The organism is Streptomyces sp. NPDC059534, assembly GCF_042743475.1.
Taxonomy (GTDB): Bacteria; Actinomycetota; Actinomycetes; order Streptomycetales; family Streptomycetaceae; genus Streptomyces.
In genome coordinates, this window is record NZ_JBHWAQ010000008.1 from 12,228 (window position 1) to 34,365 (window position 22,138).

The window sequence follows — 22,138 nt, forward strand, 5'->3', positions numbered from 1 at the left end:
CGTCGGTCCGTCCGGTTCGTCGTCGTCAGGGGGTCGGGGCCGGCACGGTGCCGGTGGCCGGGTCGGCGAGGGGGCCGGTGTACCGCCGGGGCGCCGCCGGCACCATCAGCGGTGTGCCGGTCTCCGGGTCGTCGATGATCCGGCAGGGCAGGCCGAACACGTCCTCGACCAGTGCGGCGGTCATGACGGTCGACGGGTCGCCCTCGGCCGCGATGACGCCGCCGGGGCGCATGACGATCAGGTGGGTGGCGTAGCGGCACGCCTGGTTGAGGTCGTGCAGGACGGCCACGACGGTGTGGCCGTCGCGGGCGTGCAGCCGGGCGCACAGGTCGAGGACCTCGACCTGGTGGGCGATGTCGAGGAAGGTGGTCGGCTCGTCGAGGAGGAGGATCGGGGTCTGCTGGGCGAGGACCATCGACAGCCAGACGCGCTGGCGCTGGCCGCCGGAGAGGTCGTCGACGGGCCGGTCGGCGAGTTCGAGTACGCCGGTCTGCCGCATGGCCTCGACGACGGCCGCCTCGTCGTCGGCGGACCACTGCTTCAGCAGGCCCTGGTGCGGGTAGCGGCCGCGGGCCACGAGGTCGCCGACGGTGATGCCGCCGGGCGCGGTCGAGGACTGCGGGAGCAGCCCGAGCCGGCGGGCGACCTCGCGGGACCGGTAGGAGCCGATGGCGGCGCCGTCGAGGTAGACCTGTCCGGCGCGGGGCCTGAGCATCCGGGCGAGGGCGGTGAGGAGGGTGGACTTGCCGCAGGCGTTCGGTCCGACGATCACGGTGAAGGAGCGGTCGGGGATGTCGACGCCGAGGCCGGTCGCCACGGTCCGCCGGTCGTAGGAGAGGGTCAGGTTCTCGGCGCGCAGGCGGGGGACGGAAGGGTCGGTTGCAGTCATGCGCGGCTCTTTCGCGACTCGGTGACCAGGAGACAGACGAGGTAGAGCCCGCCGACGCAGCCGGTCGCGGTGCCCACCGGGAGGAGCGCGGGCGCGAACAGGCGCTGGACGGCGAGGTCGCTGACGGCGAGCATGACCGCGCCCATGAGGGCGGACGGCAGCAGGGCCGGCCCGGCGGACCGGGTGAGCCGGCGGGCCACCTGGGGCGCCGCGAGGGCGACGAACCAGATGGGGCCGGTGACGGCGGTGGCGAACGCGGCCAGGGCGACGGCGACGAGGAGCAGCACAGTGCGGGTGCGGGCCACGTCGACGCCGAGGGCCATGGCGGTGGTGTCGCCCATCTCGACCATGGCGAGGCGGCGGGAGAGGAGGAGGGCGAGCGGCAGCAGGACGGCGACGGCGAGGCCGATGGCCTGGGCGTGCGTCCACAGCCGGTTGCCGAGGCTGCCGATCAGCCATGCCTGTGCCTCCAGGGCTTCCTGGAAGGTGGCCCGGGTGATCAGGTACGAGTTGACCGCGAGGAGCAGCGCGCTGACGCCGATGCCGACGACGACCAGCCGGAAGCCCTGGATTCCCCTGCCGAGCATGAGGAGGTGGACGGCGAGGGCGGTGGCGAGGCCCCCGGCCAGGGCGCCGACGGCGATCTGGGTCATGCTGCCGTGCAGGACGACGATCACGACGAGGGCGCCCACGGCCGAGCCGTTGGTGAAGCCGATGATGTCGGGGCTGCCGAGGGGGTTGCCCGTGATGCTCTGCAGGATGGCGCCGCTCACCGCGAGCGCGGCCCCGACGCACAGCGCGGTCACGAGGCGGGGCATGCGCAGGGTGTTGACGACGAAGTCGGCGGGTCCGGACTCGTCTCCGGTCAGCGCCCGGACGACCTCGCCCACGGACAGGTCGAAGTCGCCGGTGGTGAGGCTGACGCCCATGACGGCGACGAGCGCGGCGAGGAGCCCGGCGGTGACGGCGGCCGCGCGGCCCCGCACCAGCACGGAGAGACCGCCCGAGCGGGTGCGGACGAGACGGCCGGTGACGACCCGCGGCGGCCGCCCGGTGCCCGGCGCGGTCGCGGGCGCGGGTCCGGGCGTCGCCTCGGCCGTCGGTCCCGGGGCGGTTCCGGGCGGGGGTTCCGGCGTGGGGGTCTTCGGCCCCCGTACGGCAGTCACAGCATGACCAGCTTTCGGCGGCGGCACAGGGCGATGAACAGGGGGGCGCCGAGGAAGGCGGTGACGATGCCGACCTGCACCTCGCCCGGGGCGCCGAGCACCCGGCCGAGCACGTCCGCGCCGAGCAGGAGGACGGGCGCGAGCAGCATGGAGTACGCGAACACCCAGCGCTGGTCGGGGCCGACGACGAACCGGGCGACGTGCGGGACGGCGAGGCCGACGAAGCCGATGGGTCCGGCGGCGGCGGTGGCGGCGCCGCACAGCAGCATGACGGCGACGGCGCCCAGGGCACGGGTGCGGCCGACGTTCACGCCGAGCGCCCGGCCCAACTGGTCGCCCATCGCCAGGGCGTTGAGGGAGGGGGCCAGGAGGAGGGCGAGGAGCAGGCCCACGCCGATGAAGGGCAGGATCATGAGGACGATGTCGTGGGAGCGGCCGGCCAGGGATCCGACGGTCCAGAAGCGGAACTGGTCGAAAGCCCTCGGATCGAGCAGCAGCACCGCCCAGTTGAAGGCGTAGAGCACGGCCGTGACGGAGGCGCCGGCGACGACGAGCCGCTCGGGCGAGGCGAGTTTCCGGCCGGAGGAGCCGAGGAGGTACACGCCGACGGAGGCCGCAGCGGCGCCGGCGAGGGCGAACCAGACGTAGCCGAGCGGGGCGGCGATCCCGAAGAACGCGATGGCCACCACCACGCCGACGGAGGCGCCCAGGTTGACGCCGAGCATGCCGGGGTCGGCGAGCGGATTGCGCGTCAGGGCCTGCATGAGGGCGCCGGAGAGGCCGAGTGCGGCGCCGACGAGGGTGCCGAGGATCGTGCGCGGGACGCGGTAGTCGTGGATGATCACCGACGTCTCCGACCCGTCGGGGTGCCACAGGGCGTCCCAGGTGGCGGTGAAGGGGATGCCCCGGGTGCCGACCCACACGCTGAGGAGCGCGACGAGCACCAGCGCCCCGGCGGCCGCGACCAGGCCCAGGCCGCGGAGGGCCGTTGCGGCGCGGCCGGCGCGAGGTGGCTCGGGTCTCCCGGTCCGGCCGTCGTCGTGGGTTCCGGACGTCACCCGGGGTGCACGGGACTGGACGGACAACGACAGCTCCCCTGGCGGCAGTTGGGGCTTCGGGCGCAACCCGTCGGAGAGAACTGACGGGCCGATACTTAGGTGAGGCTAACCGAACACGATCGACCGGTCAACGCGCGACGCCGGCCCGCACCGAAGGCCGCGCGCGAGCACCTCGAACCTCCTCTCGACCCCACCTCCAGGGCGCCAGGTGAGAGTAGGCTTACCTAACCAATCGCTACGTCTCCGTGGAGGATGCTGATGCCAACGGGCGCACCGACAGGGGGACTTGTCCTCCGACGGGCGATCAGAGAGCAACGCGGCCGCGTCATCGCCGCGTCCCTGCTCGGCATGACCCACCAGGGCTGCGAGGCACTGGTCCCGGTGGTCATCGGCGTCGTCATCGACTCGGCGGTGGCCACCGGCTCCTCCGCCTCGCTGTTGCGCTGGCTGCTGGTCCTCGCCGTCCTCTTCCTCGTCCTGTCCACGTGCTACCGCACGAGCGCCAGGATCACCGAGGGCACCGGCGAACTCGCCGCGCACCGGCTCCGGATGGAACTGGCCGCCCGGGTGCTCGACCCCCGGGGCGGCGCCGACGCGAACCGGCTGCCCGGCGCCCTCACCAGCATCGCCACCAACGACGCCCGCCGGGTGGGCTCGGTGGCCACCGTCCTGTCGTACGGGGTGTCCGCCGTCGCCGCCCTCGTGATCAGCGCCGTCGCCCTGCTCAGGATCTCCGTACCGCTCGGCCTCCTCGTCCTGCTCGGCATCCCCCCGCTGCTCTGGCTCGGCCACCGCATCAGCCGGCCCCTCGAACGCCGCAGCGAGACCGAGCAGGAGCGCGCCGCCCACGCCTCGGGCATCGCCGCCGACCTGGTCGCGGGGCTCCGCGTCCTCAAGGGCATGGGCGCGGAGTCGGCGGCCGTCGCCCGCTACCGCACCACGAGCCGCGACTCGCTGGCCGCCGCCCTGCGCGCGGCCCGCAGCCGCGCCGGACACGAGGGCGCGATCCTCGCGCTGACCGGTGTGTTCATCGCCGTGATCGGCCTCGTGGGCGCCTACCTCGCGATGGACGGCAGCATCAGTGTGGGCGATCTCGTGGCGGCCGTGGGCCTCGCCCAGTTCCTCCTCGGGCCGTTCCAGCTGCTCACGTACGTCAACGCCGAGCTCGCCCAAGGGCGGGCCTCGGCCCGGCGGATCGCCGACGTCCTCGCCTCCCCCGTCACCGTCGAGGGCGGCGACGCCGTTCCGGCCGCCCCGGCCGCCGGCCGCCTCACCCTGCGCGGGGTGTCGCTCGGCGCGCTGCGGGACGTGGACCTCGACCTGCCCGCCGGCAGCCTGACCGGAGTCGTCACCGCGGACCCGGCCGCCGCCGCCGACCTGCTGCTCTGCCTGGCCCGGGAGAGGGACCCCGACCGGGGCACGGTCGCGCTCGACGGAGTGGCCCTGGCCACCCTCGACCCCGACGCGCTGCGCCGGACGGTCCTGGTCGCCCACCACGACGCGGACCTGTTCGAGACCACGCTCCTGGAGAACGTCCGGGCCGGAGCGGACGACGACCCGGCGGCCGTCGACCGCGCCCTCCGGGCCTCGGCGGCCGACGACGTGGCCCAGCTGCTCCCCGACGGCGGGAACACCCTCCTCGCCGAACGCGGCCGGTCCCTCTCCGGCGGCCAGCGGCAGCGCGTGGCCCTGGCCAGGGCGCTCGCCGCCGACCGGCCCGTCCTCGTCCTGCACGACCCGACCACCGCCGTCGACACCGTCACCGAATCCCGGATCGCGAGCCGGCTGCGCGAGCTGCGGCGCGACCGCACCACCGTCCTCGTCACCACCAGCCCCGCGCTCCTGGCCGTGACCGACCGCGTGGTGGTCCTCGACGACGGGGCCGTACGGGCCGACGGCCACCACGACGAACTCCTCGCCGCCGACGCCGCCTACCGCGCGACGGTGCTGGCATGACCTCCACGGACGCGGCCACGGACGCGAGTACGAGTGCAGGCACCGGCAAGGACACCGATACGGGCACGGACACCTACACGGACACGGACGAGGCACGAGGGACGACCCATGAGGAACGACGCGTGACGGAGACGGAACAGACCATGAGCACCGGCCCCCAGGACCGCGCGCTCCTGCCCACCGCCACCGGCGCCGAGTCCCTCACGGCGCTCCGCACCATGCTGCACGGCCACCGGCTCCTCGCCGGCGCCGCGCTCGCCGTCCTGGTCGCCGGAACCGGCATCGGCCTGCTGACCGCACCGCTGCTCGGCCACATCGTCGACCTGGTGGTGGAGCGGCGGGGCGCGGCGGCCCTGACCCTGCCGCTCGTCCTGCTCATCGCCGTCGCGGTGGTGCGGGGCGCGGCCGCCGCCCTCGGCAGCACCCTCGTCGCCCGCCTCGGCGAGACCGTACTGGCCGTGCTGCGCGAGCAGTTCATCGAGCGGGCGCTGCGACTCCCGCTGGAACGCGTCGAGGCGGCCGGCTCCGGGGACCTCGTCTCCCGGGTGACCAGCGACGTGACCGTGATCGCGAAGTCGGTGCGCCAGGCGCTGCCCGAGTTCAGCCGCTCCGCGCTGACCATCGTGCTCACCTTCGCCGGACTCGCCTTCCTCGACTGGCGGTTCCTCCTCGCCGCGTTGCTCGCCACGCCGGTCCAGGTGCTCTCGGTCCGCTGGTACCTGCGCCGCGCCGCCCCCGTGTACGGCGAACACCGCGTCGCCACCGGCGCGTTGCAGCACCAGCTGCTCGACAGCGTCGGCGGTGCGCGGACCGTCCGCGCGTTCCGTCTCGGCCCTCCCCACACCGGCCTCCTGGAGCGGCGCTCGGAGGCCGCGCGCGACCTCGGCCTGCGGGGCATCCACATCGTCACCGGGTTCTTCTCCCGGCTGAACCTCGCCGAGTTCGTCGGCCTCGCCGCGATGCTCGCCACCGGCTTCGTCCTGGTCGACCGCGGCGCCGTCAGCCTCGGTACGGCCACGGCCGCCGCGCTGTACTTCCACAGTCTCTTCAACCCGGTCAACGCGACCCTGTTCCTCCTGGACGACGCGCAGTCCGCCGGCGCGAGCTTCGCCCGCCTGGTCGGCGTCTCCGCCCTCCCCGCCGAGCGCGCGCCGGAGGGAACCGCGGCCCCCGCCGACGGCTCGGTCGGGGTGAGCGGGGTCGGTCACGCGTACGGCACCGGCACGCCCGTCCTGCACGCGATCGACCTCCAGGTGCGCGACGGGGAACGGGTGGCGCTGGTGGGGGCCAGCGGGGCGGGCAAGACCACCCTCGCCAAGGTCATCGCCGGGGTCCACGAGCCGACCACCGGCTCGATCAGGCTCGGCGGGGTCGACGCCGCGAAGCTGGGCCCTGCCGGGGTCCGCCGGGCGGTGAGCCTCATCAGCCAGGAGGTGCACGTCTTCGCCGGGCCGCTCGCCGAGGACCTCCGCCTCGCCAGGCCGGACGCCGACGACGCGACCCTGCGCGCGGCCCTGGACCGGGTGGGCGCCCTGGAGTGGGCGGAGGCGCTCCCCGAGGGCCTGGCCACCGTCGTCGGCGAGGGCGGCCACCGCCTGACCGTGACCCAGGCCCAGCACCTCGCGCTGGCCCGGCTGGTCCTCGCCGACCCGCCCGTCGCCCTGCTCGACGAGGCCACGGCCGACGCGGGCAGCGCCGGCGCCCGCGTCCTGGAGCAGGCCGCCGCCCGCGCCCTGGAGGGCCGTACGGGTCTGGTCGTCGCCCACCGCCTCCCCCAGGCCGCGACCGCCGACCGGATCGTCGTCCTCGACCGCGGCCGGGTCGTCGAGACCGGCACCCACGCGGAGCTCGTCGCGGTGGGTGGGCGGTACGCCGACCTGTGGGCCGCCTGGTCCGACAGCCGCCGCGAACCCACGGAGCGCGTTCCCCGTCCGGCCCCGGACGCCGACGCGCTGACACCACCGACGGCCTGAGCCGGTCGGGGCGGCCGGGGGCCGTCGAATCGGTCCCTCGGTCGGTCCTTCAGGTCCGGCCGGGCGGTCGGCCGGGGCGGCCGAATCGGTCCCGTCGGTCCGGTAGTTCAGGGAGGCCCGGTCGCCCCGACCGGGCCTGTCGGTCGGACGGGCGGGAGAGGAATCCGTACGAACCGGATCGTCGTACGCGCACGGCGGCCCGCGGGGAGGTTCCCCGCGGGCGGCCGTCTGTGTGCTGGGCGGGTCAGCCCTGGCGGGCGATGAGGCTCGCCGGGCGGAGGTCGGTCCAGTGGGACTCGACGTAGGCGAGGCACGCGTCACGGGTGTCCTCGCCGAAGACGGTCCGCCAGCCCGCGGGGACGGCGGCGAAGGAGGGCCACAGCGAGTGCTGGTTCTCCTCGTTCGCCAGAACCAGGAAGCGGCCCTGAGGGTCCTCGAAGGGGTTGGTCGTCATGCGTTCTCACTCCTCGTGGATGTGACGGGGAACAGCTCGGAGAGCGGCTGCTCGGGATCGGCCGCCACCGTACGCAGCAGGGCCTGGAGTTCGTCGGCGAGCCGGCGGGCCTTCGCCGCGCCGAGCCGCCCGGTCGCGTGGATCAGCGCGCAGTGCACGGCTCCTTCGCCGCGCGGCTCGTGGAAGCTCAGGGTGAGCTCCGCCCGTGCAGCGCCGGTCGGGAGGGCCTGGAGGGTGCCCACCCCGCCTTCCAGAGGGCCGAGGTCGGCCTGCTCGTGGTGGATCACCATGACCTGGGGTCCGTCGGGCCGCAGCCCGGCGGCCCGGACCACCTCGTCGAAGGGGACCTCCTGGCGGTCGAGGGCGCTGAGCGTGGTCTCCCGTACGCGGCGCAGGAGTTCGGCGAAGGTCGGGTCGCCCGCGGTGTCGGTGCGCAGCAGGACGGTGTTGAAGAAGCAGCCGACGAGGTCGGCGAGGCGGTCGTCGGTGCGTCCGGCGACCATCGTGCCGACGGGCAGGTCGGTGCCGGCGCCGTGGGCGGTGAGGAGGGCGGCGAGGGCCGAGTGGAGCACCATGAACATGCTGGTGCCGGTGGCGGCGGCGAGCCGGTCGACGTCCGCGTGCAGGGCTTCGTCGAGGACGAAGCCGACGTGTCCCGCCGGCTGGCGTGCACCGGTGCCGGCGGCGGCCGGGAGCGGCGCATCGGCCGGCGGCGCGAGTTCGCCGGGGACGTCGGCGGGCAGCGCGAGTTCGCCCGGGACGTCGGCGAGTGTCCGCCGCCAGTAGGCGAGCTGCCGCCCGCCCCGGCTGTCGGGGTCGTCGAGGTCGCCGAGGACCCGGTGGGCCCAGCGGGTGTAGTCGGCGTACGTCACCGGCAGCGGGCGCCAGTCGGGGGCCCGGCCGTCCGCTCGGGCGCCGTAGGCCGTGGTGAGGTCGCGGAGCAGGGGGACCACGGACCATTCGTCCACGGCGAGGTAGTGGAGGGTCAGGACGACGGCCTGTGCCCCGTCCGGGCCGGTGAGCAGCCGGACGCGCAGCGGGGCTTCCCGCTCCAGGTCCGGTGCCTCCGCGGCGAGTTCGGCCGGCCGGGCGTCGAGGTCCTCGCACCGCTCCACGGTGAGGGTCGGGGCCGGGGCGGCCCGGTGGACGGGCCGGCCGTCGCGTTCGGCGAAGGCCGTGCGCAGGGGTTCGTGGCGGTCCGTCACGTCGGTGAGCGCCGCCGCGAGGGCCTCGGCGTCGAGCCCGCCGGGCGAGCGGAGCACCAGTGTGTGGTCGAAGCCGGGACCGCGCCGGTACGCCTGCCACTGCCCCTGCTGGACGGGCGCGACCGGCAGTCCGTCGTCCCCGTGGGCCGCCGTGTCCCCGGGCCGCAGCGCGGGGCGTGCGGCGGACGCGCCGTCGAGCTTGCCGGCGATGCCGGCGACGGTGAGGGCGTCGAAGACGTCCCGGATGCTCAGTTCGGCGCCGAACTCGGTGCGGATCCGGCCGAGGAGGCGCATCGCGGCCATCGAGTGGCCGCCGAGTGCGAAGAAGCTGTCGTGGACGCCGACATCGTCCAGCCGGAGGATCTCGCGGAACAGTCCGGCGAGCCGGGCCTGGGTCGCCGTCGCCGGCCGCGCGTCGCCGGTCATCCCCGACCAGTCCGGTGCGGGCAGCGCCCTGCGGTCCAGCTTGCCGTTGGGTGTCAGCGGCAGCGGCCCGGCCAGCGGGACGACGAGGGCGGGGACCATGTACTCGGGCAGCCGCGCGGCGACATGGGCGCGCAGTTCCCGCGGGTCGAGTTCTTCCGGCGCGCCCGGTCCGGTCTCGGGGACGGCGTAGCCGACGAGGCGGACGATGTCGCCGTCGCGGTCGGGCAGGACGGCGGCCTGGGCGACCGACGGGTGGCCGGCGAGCGCGGCCTCGATCTCGCCGAGTTCGATGCGGAAGCCGCGGATCTTCACCTGGGTGTCGACCCGCCCGAGGAAGTCGAGGTTGCCGTCGGCGCGCCAGCGGGCGCGGTCGCCGGTGCGGTACATGCGGCTGCCGGGCGGGCCGAACGGGTCGGCGACGAACCGCTGCGCGCTGAGCCCCGGCTGCCCGAGGTAGCCGCGGGCGAGGCCGCGCCCGGCCACGTACAGTTCGCCGGTCACGCCGGGCGGCACCGGCCGCAGGTGCTCGTCGAGTACGTAGCAGCGGGTGTTGGGGTCGGGGCGGCCGATCGGGACCCGGCCGGGGGCCCGGCCGCCGTGTTCGCGGGCCGGCCACAGGGTCGAGTTGACGGTCGCCTCGGTGAGTCCGTAGGCGCAGATCAGGTGCGCCGTGGCACCGAACCGCTCGAACAGGTCCGGCGGGACCGTCTCGGTGCCGACCAGGACAGTGGAGCCGTCGGGGAGCGCGCAGCCCGGGGGCAGCGCGGACATCAGCGACGGCGGCAGGATCATGTGGGTGATCCGCTGCTCCGCGAGGAAGTCGGTGAGGGCGGGTCCCGCGACCCTGGCCTCGTCGCCGACGAGGACGAGCCGTCCGCCGTGGCAGAGCGCCATCGCCAGTTCGAAGGCGAAGACGTCGAAGCCGATCGAGGCGAACTGGAGGACGTGGCTGTCGTGCCGCAGGCCCATCCGGTCGACGGCGGTGGCGACCAGGCTGGCGATGCCCTCGTGCGGGACGACGACCCCCTTGGGGCGGCCGGTCGAGCCGGAGGTGTAGATCACGTACGCGGCCTGGTCCAGGGCGACCGGTGCGGCGGCCGGCGGCGTGTCGGGGCCGGTGCCGAGTGCCGCGGCGGTGTCCGGGGCGTCGAGCAGGATCACGGGGACGCCCGGGACGTCCGGGATCTTGCCGGCGACCGGTTCCGTGCCGACCACGACGGCCGTGCCCGAGTTCTCGATCATGTACGTGAGGCGGTCGCCGGGGTGGACGAGGTCGAGCGGGAGGAACGCGGCGCCCAGCTTCAGCGCGGCGAGCACCGTGGCGACCATGTCGACCGAGCGCGGCACGGCCACGCCGACGACGCTTTCGGGGCCGGCGCCGCGGGCGGCGAGCAGGTGGGCGATCCGGTTGGCGCGGGCGTCGAGTCCCGCGTACGTCACCGGGCGGGAACGTTCGACGACGGCGACCGCGTCCGGGCGTTCGGCGACCCACCGGGCGAAGAGCGCGGGGAAGGTCTCCTCCCGGACGGCACGGGGCAGGCCGTTGAAGCCCTCCAGGACCTGGTGGCGCTCCTCGTCGGTGAGGATGCGGGCCCGTGACAGCGGCTGGTCGGGTGCGTCGACGAGCGCCGTGACCAGCCTGCGGAGGCGTTCGCCGATGAGCCGGGCGGTCTCCGCGTCGAAGAGTTCGGTGGCGAACTCCAGGCGGCAGCCGAGGGAGTCGGGGCCGCCGTCGGCGGAGGTGTGCTCGGTGAAGCTGAACACGAGGTCGAACTTGGCGGAGCCGACGCGGAACGGCATGTACCGCGCCTGGAGTCCCGGCAGCCGCAGCTCGTCGCCGGTGCGGACGTGGTGGCCGACCATCACCTGGAACAGCGGGTTCCGGGAGAGGGAGCGGGTCGGGTTGAGCGTCTCCACGACCGCCTCGAACGGCACGTCGGCGTGCGAGAACGCCGCCAGGTCGGCCGCGCGCACCCGGGCGAGCAGCTCGGTGAAGGTGGGGTCGCCGCCGAGGTCGGTGCGCAGGACCAGGGTGTTGACGAAGAAGCCGACCAGGTCGTCGAGCGCCTCGTCGCCCCGCCCGGCGATGGGCGCGCCGAGCGGGATGTCGGTGCCCGCGCCGAGGCGGTGGAGGAGGGCGGCCACGGCCGCGTGCACCACCATGAACATGCTGGCGCCGGCGTCGCGGGCGAGCCGCCTGAGCCCCTCGTGGACGACGGGGTCGAAGGCGATGTCGACCTCGGCCCCGGCGAACGTCGGCCGGGCGGGGCGCGGCCGGTCGGTGGGCAGTTCCAGCTCCTCGGGGGCGCCGGCCAGGGCCGTCCGCCAGTGGGCGAGCTGGCGGGCGGCGAGGCTGCCGTCGTCGGCCGGGTCGCCGAGGAGGCGCTGCTGCCAGAGGGCGTAGTCGGCGTACTGGACGGGCAGCGGCTCCCGGTCGGGGGCGGCTCCGCCGAGGCGGGCCGTGTAGGCCGCGGTCAGGTCGCGCAGGAACGGGCGGTCGGACCACTCGTCGGTGGTGATGTGGTGGAGCAGCAGCACGACGGCGTGGTCGTCGGGGGCGAGTTCCACGGTGGTGGCGCGGATCGGCAGCTCGGTGGCGAGGTCGAAGGGCTGCTTGACGGCGGCGTCGACGATGCCGGGCAGCTCGTCCTCGGTCGCGCGCAGGTGCTCCACGGGCACGCGGGCCGATCCGGCGGGCAGGATCCGCTGGTACGCCTGGCCGTCGCGCTCGGCGATGAGCGTGCGCAGGGCCTCGTGACGGTCGGTCACGTCGGTGAGGGCGGCGCCCCACGCCGTGCGGTCGAAGGCGCCGTGCAGCCGCAGGACCAGGGGGAAGTTGTACGCGGCGGAGGTGCACTCGATCTGCTGGATGACCCACAGCCGCTGCTGGGCGTGCGACAGCGGCAGTTCGTCGGTCCGGCCCGCGCCCGTGCGGGCGGTCAGGGCGGAGCGCGCGGCACCGCGCGAGGCGTCCGCGCGCTCGACGAGTTGGGCGACGGTAGGCGCCTCGAACAGGTCGCGGATGGCCAGTTCGGCGTCGAGGGCGGTGCGGGCGCGGCTGACGAGCCGGGTGGCGAGGAGCGAGTGTCCGCCGAGGTCGAAGAAGTCGCTGTCGATGCCGACGCTGCCCTCGGCCAGGCCGAGCACCTCCGCGAAGAGCGTGCACAGCGTCTCCTCGCGCGAGGTGCGGGGGGCGCGGATCCTGGCGCTGCCGGTGAGGTCGGGGGCGGGCAGGGCCTTGACGTCGAGCTTGCCGTTGACGGTCAGCGGCAGGGTCGTGACGGTGACGAGGGCGGCCGGGACCATGTAGTCGGGCAGCCGGGACCTGACGTGGTCGCGCAGCCGCTGGAGCAGTTCCTCCTCGGCGTGCTCGACGGCGTCCGCCCGTGAGGCGTCCGCCGGTGCGGCGTCCTCCCCTGAGGCGTCCGCCGGTGCCGCGTTCTCCCGTACGGCGTCCCCCGGTGCGGTGTCCTCCCGTACGACGTAGCCGACCAGGCGCTTGGTGCCGGCGTTCTCGTGCACGACGACGACGGCGGCGTGGGCGACCTCGGGGTGGTCGGAGAGGGCCGTGGCGATCTCGCCGAGTTCGACGCGGTAGCCGCGGATCTTGACCTGGTCGTCGGTGCGGCCGAGGAAGTCGAGCAGACCGTCGGGACGCTGCCGTACGAGGTCCCCCGTGCGGTACATGCGCTCCCCGGGCTCGCCGAACGGGTCGGCGACGAACCGTTCGGCCGTCAGGCCCGCCCGGTCGTGGTAGCCGCGGGCGAGGCCGGTGCCGGCGATGTACAGCTCGCCGGGGCAGCCCGGCGGGACCGGGCGCAGCATCGTGTCGAGGACGTGGGCGCGGGTGTTGCGGATGGGCCTGCCGACGGTCGGTGCCCCGCTGTCGGCGGTGGAGCCGCCGAGCGTGTTGATCGTGTACTCGGTGGGGCCGTAGAGGTTGTAGCCGTAGGTGCCGTCGGTGCGGCGCAGCCGCGTCCAGACGGTGTCGGAGACGGCCTCGCCGCCGAGCAGGACGAGGGCGGGCCGGTGCTTCCCGGTGGTCCCGTCCCGGTCGAGCAGGCCCTCCTCGATGAGCAGTTGGGCGTAGGTCGGCGTCACGTTGACGACGTCGACGCGGTGCTCGTCGCAGTAGGCGACCAGCGCCTCGGCGTCGCGGCGGAGTTCCTCGTCGCAGACGTGGACCTCGTGGCCCTCGACGAGCCAGAGCAGCTCCTCCCAGGACATGTCGAAGGCGAAGGAGACGGTGTGCGCGATGCGCAGCCGCCGGCCGCCGGCCGAGGCGATCGCCGGGTCGAAGATCTCCTTCTGGTGGTTGAGCTGCATGTTCGTCAGTCCCCGGTAGGGGGTGACGACGCCCTTGGGGCGGCCGGTCGAACCGGACGTGTAGATGACGTACGCGGGATGCTCCAGGCGTCCGGGCACACCGCGGGCGAACGCGGGCCGCTCGGCGTCGGTGATCCCGTCGCCGGACAGCGCGGCCAGCGCGGCGGCCACGGACGGGTCGTCGAGGAGCAGTTCGGGGGCGACGGGGCCGTCCGCGCGGCGCAGGGACGGGGCGACGGCGACCGTGGACACCAGGCAGAGCGGTCCGGTGTCCTCGGCCATCAGCCGCAGCCGGTCGGCCGGGTGGTCGAGGTCGAGCGGCAGGTAGGCGGCGCCGGTCCGCAGGACGGCGAAGAGCGCGACCACCATCTCGATGGACCGGGGCAGCGCGAGCGCCACCACCGTCTCGGGCCCCGCGCCGCGGGCGAGCAGCAGCCGGGCGAGCCGGTTGACCTGGGCGTCGAGTTCGTCGTACGTGAGGGCGTGGTCGCCGAAGACCAGCGCCACCGCGTCGGGGGTGCGGGCGACCTGCGCCGTGAGCATGTCGGCGACGGTCTCGTCCGGCACCGGCTCGCGGCCGGCCTCCCGGCCCGCGGCCAGTGCGGCGTGCTCCTCCGGCAGGAGCAGGTCGATGCCCGCGGCCCGGACGGATGCGGCGTCCGGGCCGTCGAGGATCTCGCCGACGCGGTCGAGGACGGTGGTGAACCGGGCGAGGATCGTGGCGGCGTCCGCCGCGCCGAACAGGTCGGGCCTCGCCGCGAGCGTCACCCTCAGCCGGGCGCCGGGGGTGACGATGAGGGTGAGCGGGAAGTGTGTGCCGTCCACGTTGGACACGCCGGTGATGCCGTGCCGTTCCCGGAGCGCCGCCGCCCGGTCCTCGCCGTCGGCGGAGCGGAGCACGAACAGGGTGTCGAAGAGGCGGCGGTGGCCGGTCTCCTGCTGGAGGGTGCCGAGACCCACGTACTCGTACGGCATGACGGACGCGCGCTCGGACTGCATCCGCCGGAGCAGGTCGAGCAGCGGCTCGCCTGGGGCGAGGGCGACCCGGGCGGGGACCGTGTTGAGGAACATGCCGATGATGCCGGCCACCCGCGGCACGTCCGCCGGACGTCCGGCGACCGCCGTGCCGAAGGCGACGTCGGCGCGGCCCGTCATCGCCGAGAGGACGAGGCCCCAGGCCGCGTTCAGGACGGTGTTCAGGGTGAGTCCGTGCCGCCGGGCGAGGGCGCGCAGCCGGTCGCTGCTCTCCCGGCCGAGCAGCGCGTCGTGGTCCACCGGGATGACGGGGCCCGTGTCGCGGCCGGCCGGCGCGACCAGGGTGGGTTCGTCGAACCCGGCGAGCGCCCCGCGCCACGCCTCCAGGGCGGCCGCCGTGTCCTGGGCGTCCAGCCAGGCCAGGTAGTCGCGGTACGAGCCGGGCGGCTCCAGCCCGGTGGCGTCGCCGGCCCGCTCGTACAGCGTGAACAGCTCCTCCAGGAACAGCCACGCGGACCAGCCGTCCCAGAGGATGAGGTGATGGGTGAGGACGAGCCGGTCCCGGCCGTCGCCGAGGCGGATGAGGAGCAGGCGGCACAGCGGCACCGAGGACAGGTCGAAGCGCTGCCTGCGGTCGGCGGCGAGCAGCTCCTCCATGCGGGTGCGGCGCACGTCGGCGGGCAGGCCCGACAGGTCCGCCTCGACGAGCGGGATCTCGGCGCCGTCGGCGATGAACTGCACCGGCCGGGGCAGTCCGTCGCCGGTGAACCCGGCGCGCAGACCGGTGTTGCGGGCGAGCAGGGTCCGGCAGGCGGCCCGCAGCCGCCCGGCGTCGACCCGGCGGTCGAAGTCCAGGGTCTCCTGGGACTGGTAGACGTCGAGCGCGTCCCCCGCGTCGTAGCCGGCGTGAAAGTACATGCCCTCCTGGAGCGGGGAGAGCGGCCAGACGTCCGTGACCGCGCGCCCGGCGGCGGCGCGCACGCGTGCGCGCTCCTCCGCGGTGAGGACGAGCCCGCCGAGCGGGGCGGGGGCCGGGGGTTCGGGGGGCGCGGCGGCGCTCAACCGGTCGAGCAGCGCCTTGAGGGCGGGGTCGACGGCCGCGCCGGACTGCTGCTGGAGGGCCAGGACGGCCTGGAGCGCGGCGGCGGCCTGTCCGGCGTCGGAGGCGGAGACGGTCACGCCGTCCTGGTGCACGGGTACCTCGGCTGTCTGGGGTGTCGGGTCGGGGAGGGTGGGCGCGTCGGCCGGGGCGGTCCCCGCGGCCGCGACGGCGACGGTCCGCGCGGCCTCGTCGGCAGCGGTCCGCGCGGCCGCGACGGCGAGGGCGGCGGGGGTACGGCACACGAACACGTCGCGCGGGCTGAGTGCCAGCCCCTGCTCGCGGGCCCGTGTGGCGACGACGATGGAGCCGAGACTGTCGCCGCCGAGGACGAAGAAGTCGTCGTCCACGCCGATCCCCGACACTCCGAGGACGTCGGCGAAGATCGCGCACAGGGCGCGCTCGCGGGCGTCGGACGGCGCGCGGCCGCCCGCTCGCGGGGCGCGTTTGGGTGAGGGCAGGGCGTTCTGGTCCAGCTTGCCGCTGGGCGTCAGGGGCAGCGCGTCGATGACGACGACGGCGCCGGGCACGAGGGGCGCGGGCAGCGCGTCGGCGAGCGCCGCGTGCAGCGCCCCGCCGTCCGGGGCGGCTCCGGATGCGGGGACGGCGTACCCGACGAGGGCGCCGTCCCGGACGGTCACGGCCGCGCGGGCGATGCCGGGGAGGGCCGCGAGGACGGCCTCGATCTCGCCCGGCTCGATGCGGTTGCCGCGGATCTTGACCTGGCGGTCGGTGCGGCCGAGGTACTCGACGGCGCCGTCGGGGCGGCGGCACACCAGGTCCCCGGTGCGGTACATCCGCTCTCCCGGCGCACCGGACGGGTCGGCCACGAACCGTTCGGCGGTCAGTCCCGGCCGCCCGTGGTAGCCCCGCGCCAGCTGGACGCCCGCGAGGTACAGCTCGCCGGGCACGCCGTCCGGCACCGGTCGCAGGAACGGGTCCAGGACGTGCAGCCGGGTGTTCCACACGGGCCGGCCGATGGGGACCGCCGGCTCGTCGGCGCCCTCGTACGGGAAGTACGTGACGTCCACGGCCGCTTCGGTGGGGCCGTACAGGTTGTGCAGCGGGACGGGTGTCCGGCCTGAGCGTCCGGTGAGGTCCGACCAGCGCCGCGCGTCGGCGCCGCTCAGCGCCTCGCCGCTGCAGAACACCCGGCGCAGGCTCCTCGCCCACCCGGGGTCCCCGCTGTCGGCCTCCATGGCCTGGACGAACGCGGCCAGCATCGAGGGCACGAAGTGCGCCGTGGTGACGCGCCGGTCCTCGATCAGGCGGGCCAGCTGGGCGGGGTCGCGGTGGCCGTCGGGGCGGGCGAGGACGACGGCCGCGCCCTCGGTCAGCGCCCAGAAGAACTCCCACACCGACACGTCGAAGCTCGACGGGGTCTTCTGCAGCACCCGGTCGTCGGCGTGCAGCCCGTACCGGCCCTGCATCCAGGCCAGTCGGTTCACGACGGCCCGGTGGGTGACGGAGACGCCCTTGGGGCGGCCGGTGGAACCCGAGGTGTAGATCAGGTACGCGGGGTGGTCGGGGCCCGCAGGCCGGGCGGGTGCGTCGTCGGCCCGGTGCGGACCTCCCGGTTCCTCCGGCGCGTCCGGCCCCTTCGCACCGACGACGACGTGGGCGAGGCCCGGCACGGCGGGCAGCCGCTCGGCCGCCGCCGCCGTCGTGACGACGGTCCGCGCACCCGAGTCGGCGAGCATGAACGCGACACGGTCGGCGGGGTAGTCGAGGTCCACGGGCAGGTATGCGGCGCCTGCCTTGAGGACGCCGAGGAGCGCCACCATCAGCTCGGCCGAGCGCGGCACCGCGACGGCGACGTACTCCTCGGTTCCGGCGCCGCGCGCCCGCAGGCGCCGGGCCAACTCCTCCGCGCGGTGGTCGAGTTCCGCGTACGTGAGAGTGGTGTCCTCGAAGACGACGGCCGGGGCGCCGGGGGTGTCCGCCACCCGCGCCGCGAAGAGCGAGGCGATCGTCGCGTCGGGCACCGGGTGCGCCGTGGCGTTGAGCTCGACGAGGTGCTCGCGCTCGCGGTCGGAGAGCAGGTCGGTGCGGCCCACCGGGCGGTCGGGTTCGGCGACCGCGGTCCGCAGCAGGGACACGAACCGGCCGGCGAGGACGGCCACGGCGACCCCGTCGAGCCGCGCGGCGTCGTGCTTGAACCGCAGCAGCAACCCGTCGGCGGCGGGTTCGACGACGAGCGCGAGCGGGTAGTGGACAGCGTCGAACACCTCGGCGCCGGTGATCCGCAGCCCGTCGGGCTGCTCCCCCGCCGGCCCTCCGACGTCCGGAGAGCCGGTCGGGTAGTTCTCCAGTACCACGAGCGTGTCGAAGAGTTCGCCGCCGCCCGCGATCCGCTGGATGTCGGCGAGGCCGAGGTGCTGGTGGTCGAGGAGGGCGGCGTGCTCGTCCTGGACGCGCCGCAGCAGTCCGGTGAGCGACTCCTCGGCCCGCAGGGTCACCCGCGCCGGAACCGTGTTGACGAAGAGGCCCACCGCGGAGTCCAGACCCGCGACCTCCGTGGTCCGCCCGGAGACCGTGGTGCCGAAGACGACGTCGCGGCTTCCGGTCAGCCCGCCGAGAAGGAGACCCCACAGGCCGTGCAGGACGGTGCTCAGGGTCAGCCCGTGGCCACGGGCGTAGGCGGCGAGTTCGTCGGTCAGTTCCCGCGGCAGCCGGGTGTCCACGCGCTCGGGCGCGGCCGCGACGCCTTCCGCCGGCGGCGGCCCGGGGAGCCGGGTGGGTCCGGCGAGCCCGTCGAGCGCCCGGCGCCAGGCCGCGCGTGCGGCGTCCCGGTCCCGGCCCGCGAGCCAGGCCAGGTACGGCTCCGGGGCGACGGGCTCCGGCAGGACGGCGTCCTGGTGGGCGGCGGTGAGCTCGCGCAGCAGCACGGCGACGGACCAGCCGTCGGCGACGATGTGGTGGAGGGTGAGGAGGAGCCGGTGGCGCTCCCCGTCCCTGATGAGGGTGGCGCGCAGGAGCGGCGGCCGGTCCAGGTCGAACGGTGTGGCGCGGTCGGCGCGCAGGAGCTCGTCGAGGCCGGTGTCGGCGGTGTCGGCCTCGCGCCACGGCAGGGTCGCGCGGTCCGCCAGGCGCTGGACCACCTCGCCGTCGGGCAGCTGGCGGAAGGCCGCGCGGAGCAGCGGGTGCCGGTCGAGGAGCAGCTGGAGGGAGCGGCGCAGCCGGTCCGGGTGGACGGGCCCGGCGAGGTCGAGGAGTTCCTGGACGAGGTAGAGGTCCCCGGCCCCGTTGTCGTAGCGCGCGTGGAAGAAGAAGCCTTCCTGGAGCGGGGAGACCGGCAGGGCGTCCTCGTCGAGGCGCTCCCGGTGCGCCGGGGCCGCGGCGGCCGGGCGTGCGACCCGGGCGAGCGCCGCCACGGTCCGGTGCCGGAACACCTCGCGGGGAGTGAGCGCGAGTCCGGCGTCGCGGGCGCGGTTGACCAGCTGGATGGCGACGATGCTGTCGCCGCCCAGCTCGAAGAAGCTGTCGTGGACGCCGACGGCGGGCAGGCCGAGGACGTCGGCGAAGAGTGCGGCGAGCGCGGTCTCGGCCGGGGTGCCGGGAGTGTCGGCGCCGGTCACGGCGGTCCACCGGGGCTCGGGCAGGTCCTTGCCCGCCAGCTTGCCGTTGGGGGTCAGCGGGAGCGGCCGGTCGAGGACGACGACGGCCGAGGGCACCATGGCGTCGGGCAGTGTGCCGGCGACGTGGGCGCGCGCGGCGGCCACGGCCGCTTCGGCGTCCGCGCCTGCCTCCTCGGGGACGAGGTAGGCGACGAGGCGCTTGACGCCGCGGTGGTCCTCACGGGCGAGGACGGCGGCCTGGGCGATGCCCGGGCAGGCCATGAAGGCGCTCTCGATCTCGCCCGGCTCGATGCGGTGGCCGCGGATCTTGAGCTGGCCGTCCGCGCGGCCGAGGAACTCCAGGTTGCCGTCGGCGCCCCAGCGGACGCGGTCGCCGGTGCGGTACATCCGGGTGCCCGGCGGCCCGTACGGGTCGGCGACGAACCGTTCGGACGTCAGGCCGGGGCGCCCCAGGTAGCCGCGCGCGAGGCCGCGCCCTGCCACGTACAACTCGCCCTCGGCGCCGACGGGGACGGGGCGCAGGGCCGTGTCGAGCACGTAGGCGCGGGTGTTGGGGTCGGGCCGGCCGATGGGCGCCGGACCGGGCCGGCCGGGGTCGGCGGGCCAGAGCGTGGAGTTGACGCTCGCCTCGGTGAGTCCGTACGCGACGACGACCCGGACCCGGCCGCCCCAGCGGGCGACGAGTTCGGCGGGTACCGCCTCGGTGCCGACGACGAGGACGGCGCCTTCGGGGAGTTCGCACTCCTGGGGCAGCGCCGAGACGAGCGACGGCGGCAGGATCATGTGGGTGGCGCGGTGGCGCGCGATGTAGTCGGTGAGCGCGGGGCCGGCCACGCGGCGCTCGGCGGGGACGAGGACGATCCGGCCGCCGACGCACAGCGACATGATCAGGTCCCACACGGTCACGTCGAATCCGACGGAGGCGAACTGCACGACCCGGCTGTCGGCGGTGATGCCGATCCGGTCGGTCGCGGTCGCGACGAGACTGCCCACGCCGTCGTGCGGGACGACGACGCCCTTGGGGCGGCCCGTCGAGCCGGAGGTGTAGATGACGTACGCGGCCGCGTCGAGGGCGATGTCCGCGCCCGGGTCGGTGTCCGCCTGCGCGGCGCGGGCCCGCGCGGTGTCCGGGTCGTCGAGCACCAGGTGCGTGACCGCGTGCGGCTCCGGCAGCTCTCCGGCGAGTTCGCGCACGGTGACGACGGTGCGGGCGCCGGAGTCGGAGAGCATGTGGGCGAGGCGGTCGCGAGGGTGGTCGGCGTCCAGCGGCAGGTAGGCGGCGCCGGTCTTCAGCACGGCGAGGAGGGCCACCACGAGCTCCGGCGAGCGGGGCAGGGCCACCGCGACCACGTCCCCGGTACCTGCGCCGCGGGCCGCGAGGAGCCGGGCGAGCCGGTTGGCGGCGCCGTCGAGCTCGGCGTACGTCATCTCCTCGTCCTCGCACACGAGGGCGACGGCCTCGGGCGTGCGGCGGACCTGGCGCTGGAAGGCGGCGGGCCAGGAGAGGTCCTCCACCTCGCGCGGGGCGACGCCGAACTCGTCCAGCACGAGGGCGCGTTCGACCTCGGTGGTGAGGTCGATGCGGCCGAGGGGGCGGTCGGGGTCCTCGGCGAAGGCATCCAGGAGGGCGAGGAATCGGCGCTCGTGCTCGCCGAGCGCGGCCTCGTCGCAGACGTCCGCGTCCACGTCGAGGTGGAGGGTGACACCCCGGCCGCCCCGGTCGCTCAAGCCGCCCTGGTCACTCAGGTCACTCAGGTCAGTCTGGCTACTTCGGTCACTCTGCTCGTCCCGGTCGCTCCGGTCACTCCGGTCGCCCGTGGTCTCGGCGAAGCCGAACGCCAGGTCGCTGACCGGGCCGAGCCAATCGGGACGCAGGGCGGTCTCGTGGTCGGCGAACCGCAGGTCGTCGGTGCGCGGCAGGACGTTGACGGTCGGGCCGACGAGCTCCGGCACGCCGTCGACGAGGCCCAGGTCCTTGGCGAGGTCCTCGGCGCGGTAGCGCCCGTGGGCGACGGCGTCGGCGATCGCGGTCGCCGCCTGTGCCACGAGCTCGGCGACGGTGGCGCCGGGACGGACGGACAGCCGCAGCGGGACGACGTTCGACACCATGCCGGGGACGGCCGCGGACACCTCGTCCTGTCGTGCGGTGACGGGCAGGCCGAGGACGAGGTCCTGTTCGCCGCTGACGCGGTGGAGGTAGGCGGCGACGGCCGCGACCATCACGCGGGAGGGCCGGACGCCGGCGCTCCGGGCGACGGCCTCCAGTCGGTCGAGGGTGCGCGCGGGCAGCTCGGTGGTGTGCCTCAGCCGGCGGGTCATCGGGACGGCGGCGCGCTCGACGAGCCGGACGGGCTCGGTCCGGCCCGCCATCCGCTCCGCCCACCAGGCCCGGTCCGTCGCGTACCGCGCGGAGGCACGGTACGCCCGGTCGGCGGCGACGAGGCGGGCGAGGGACCGTTCGCGGGGCGCGGGGGCCCCCTCCCTCAGCGTGTAGAGCTCGCCGGCCCGGCGGGTGAGGAGGGTGACGCCCCGGCCGTCGACGGCGATGTGGTGGTGGCGCTGGGACCAGAGCACCCGGTCGTCGGAGAGCCTCAGCAGCGCGTGGGCGGTGAGCGGGTCCCGAGCGAGGTCGACGGGCCGCTCCCGGTCCGCGGCGATCCACGCGGCGGCGGCCTCCTCGGGGTCGGCCGCGTCCCGCAGGTCGACGACACGGACGTCGACGGGGAGGGCGTGGGGCAGCTGCCGCGGCCCGTCGTCACCGGCGACGACGGACACCCGCAGGCACTCGGTCTCCTCGACGGCCCGGCGGATGGCGCCGGCGAGGCGGTCGAGGTCCACTCCGGTGCCGCTGCCGCCGTCCGTCGTACCGCGTCTGAGGTCGAGCGTGTAGACGATGTTGTAGGCGGAGCTGTCCGGATCCATCTGCTGGGCCAGCCAGATGCCGGACTGCCCGCCGGTGAGGGCGATCCCGGCGGCCGGCACCCGGTCCGACTCGTCGTCAAACATCGTACGAAGTGGCCTTTCCCTGGGGGT

Annotated in this window: 7 protein-coding genes; 2 read left to right on the forward strand and 5 right to left on the reverse strand. The window is 75.3% G+C overall.

Translation table 11 applies throughout. The annotated features are described in order from the left end of the window. Positions 1 to 25: 25 nt before the first annotated feature. Genes ACFVZH_RS12300 through ACFVZH_RS12310 form a run of 3 tightly spaced genes read right to left on the reverse strand, consistent with a single transcriptional unit; the run spans position 26 to position 3,113 of the window. Positions 26 to 889 carry an ABC transporter ATP-binding protein gene (locus ACFVZH_RS12300; protein WP_384895984.1) on the reverse strand — a complete coding sequence of 288 codons (864 nt, stop codon included), beginning with the start codon at positions 887 to 889 and terminating at the stop codon, positions 26 to 28. Next, a complete protein-coding gene (locus ACFVZH_RS12305; RefSeq protein WP_384895986.1) occupies positions 886 to 2,055 on the reverse strand; it encodes a FecCD family ABC transporter permease in 1,170 nt (389 codons plus the stop codon). Before ACFVZH_RS12305 ends, ACFVZH_RS12300 begins: the two co-directional genes overlap by 4 nt. Then, positions 2,052 to 3,113 carry a FecCD family ABC transporter permease gene (locus ACFVZH_RS12310; RefSeq protein ID WP_384895987.1) on the reverse strand — a complete coding sequence of 354 codons (1,062 nt, stop codon included), beginning with the start codon at positions 3,111 to 3,113 and terminating at the stop codon, positions 2,052 to 2,054. Before ACFVZH_RS12310 ends, ACFVZH_RS12305 begins: the two co-directional genes overlap by 4 nt. Positions 3,114 to 3,371: 258 nt before the next feature. Between ACFVZH_RS12310 and ACFVZH_RS12315 the strand changes: the two genes are divergently transcribed. Next, on the forward strand, positions 3,372 to 5,069 hold the full coding sequence (locus tag ACFVZH_RS12315) for an ABC transporter ATP-binding protein (protein WP_384895989.1): 1,698 nt from the start codon (positions 3,372 to 3,374) through the stop codon (positions 5,067 to 5,069). A gap of 143 nt (positions 5,070 to 5,212) precedes the next feature. Beyond that, the gene (locus ACFVZH_RS12320) at positions 5,213 to 7,042 is read left to right on the forward strand and encodes an ABC transporter ATP-binding protein (protein ID WP_384896390.1); all 1,830 of its coding nucleotides are present in this window, start codon (positions 5,213 to 5,215) and stop codon (positions 7,040 to 7,042) included. A gap of 244 nt (positions 7,043 to 7,286) precedes the next feature. Here ACFVZH_RS12320 and ACFVZH_RS12325 read toward each other — a convergent pair whose 3' ends face one another. Together ACFVZH_RS12325 and ACFVZH_RS12330 are read right to left on the reverse strand one after the other, a co-directional pair. Then, on the reverse strand, positions 7,287 to 7,496 hold the full coding sequence (locus ACFVZH_RS12325) for an MbtH family protein (RefSeq protein WP_384895991.1): 210 nt from the start codon (positions 7,494 to 7,496) through the stop codon (positions 7,287 to 7,289). After that, positions 7,493 to 22,111 (reverse strand): amino acid adenylation domain-containing protein, encoded by a 14,619-nt coding sequence (locus tag ACFVZH_RS12330; protein WP_384895993.1) that lies wholly within the window; start codon positions 22,109 to 22,111, stop codon positions 7,493 to 7,495. Before ACFVZH_RS12330 ends, ACFVZH_RS12325 begins: the two co-directional genes overlap by 4 nt. Between the last annotated feature and the right edge of the window lie 27 nt (positions 22,112 to 22,138).

Excerpts from the sequence above, each read along its gene's own strand:
- ACFVZH_RS12300 (WP_384895984.1), bottom strand. The coding sequence starts at position 889 with ATGACTGCAACCGACCCTTCCGTCCCCCGCCTGCGCGCCGAGAACCTG.
- ACFVZH_RS12315 (WP_384895989.1), top strand. The coding sequence starts at position 3,372 with ATGCCAACGGGCGCACCGACAGGGGGACTTGTCCTCCGACGGGCGATC.
- ACFVZH_RS12320 (WP_384896390.1), top strand. The coding sequence starts at position 5,213 with ATGAGCACCGGCCCCCAGGACCGCGCGCTCCTGCCCACCGCCACCGGC.
- ACFVZH_RS12325 (WP_384895991.1), bottom strand. The coding sequence starts at position 7,496 with ATGACGACCAACCCCTTCGAGGACCCTCAGGGCCGCTTCCTGGTTCTG.
- ACFVZH_RS12330 (WP_384895993.1), bottom strand. The coding sequence starts at position 22,111 with ATGTTTGACGACGAGTCGGACCGGGTGCCGGCCGCCGGGATCGCCCTC.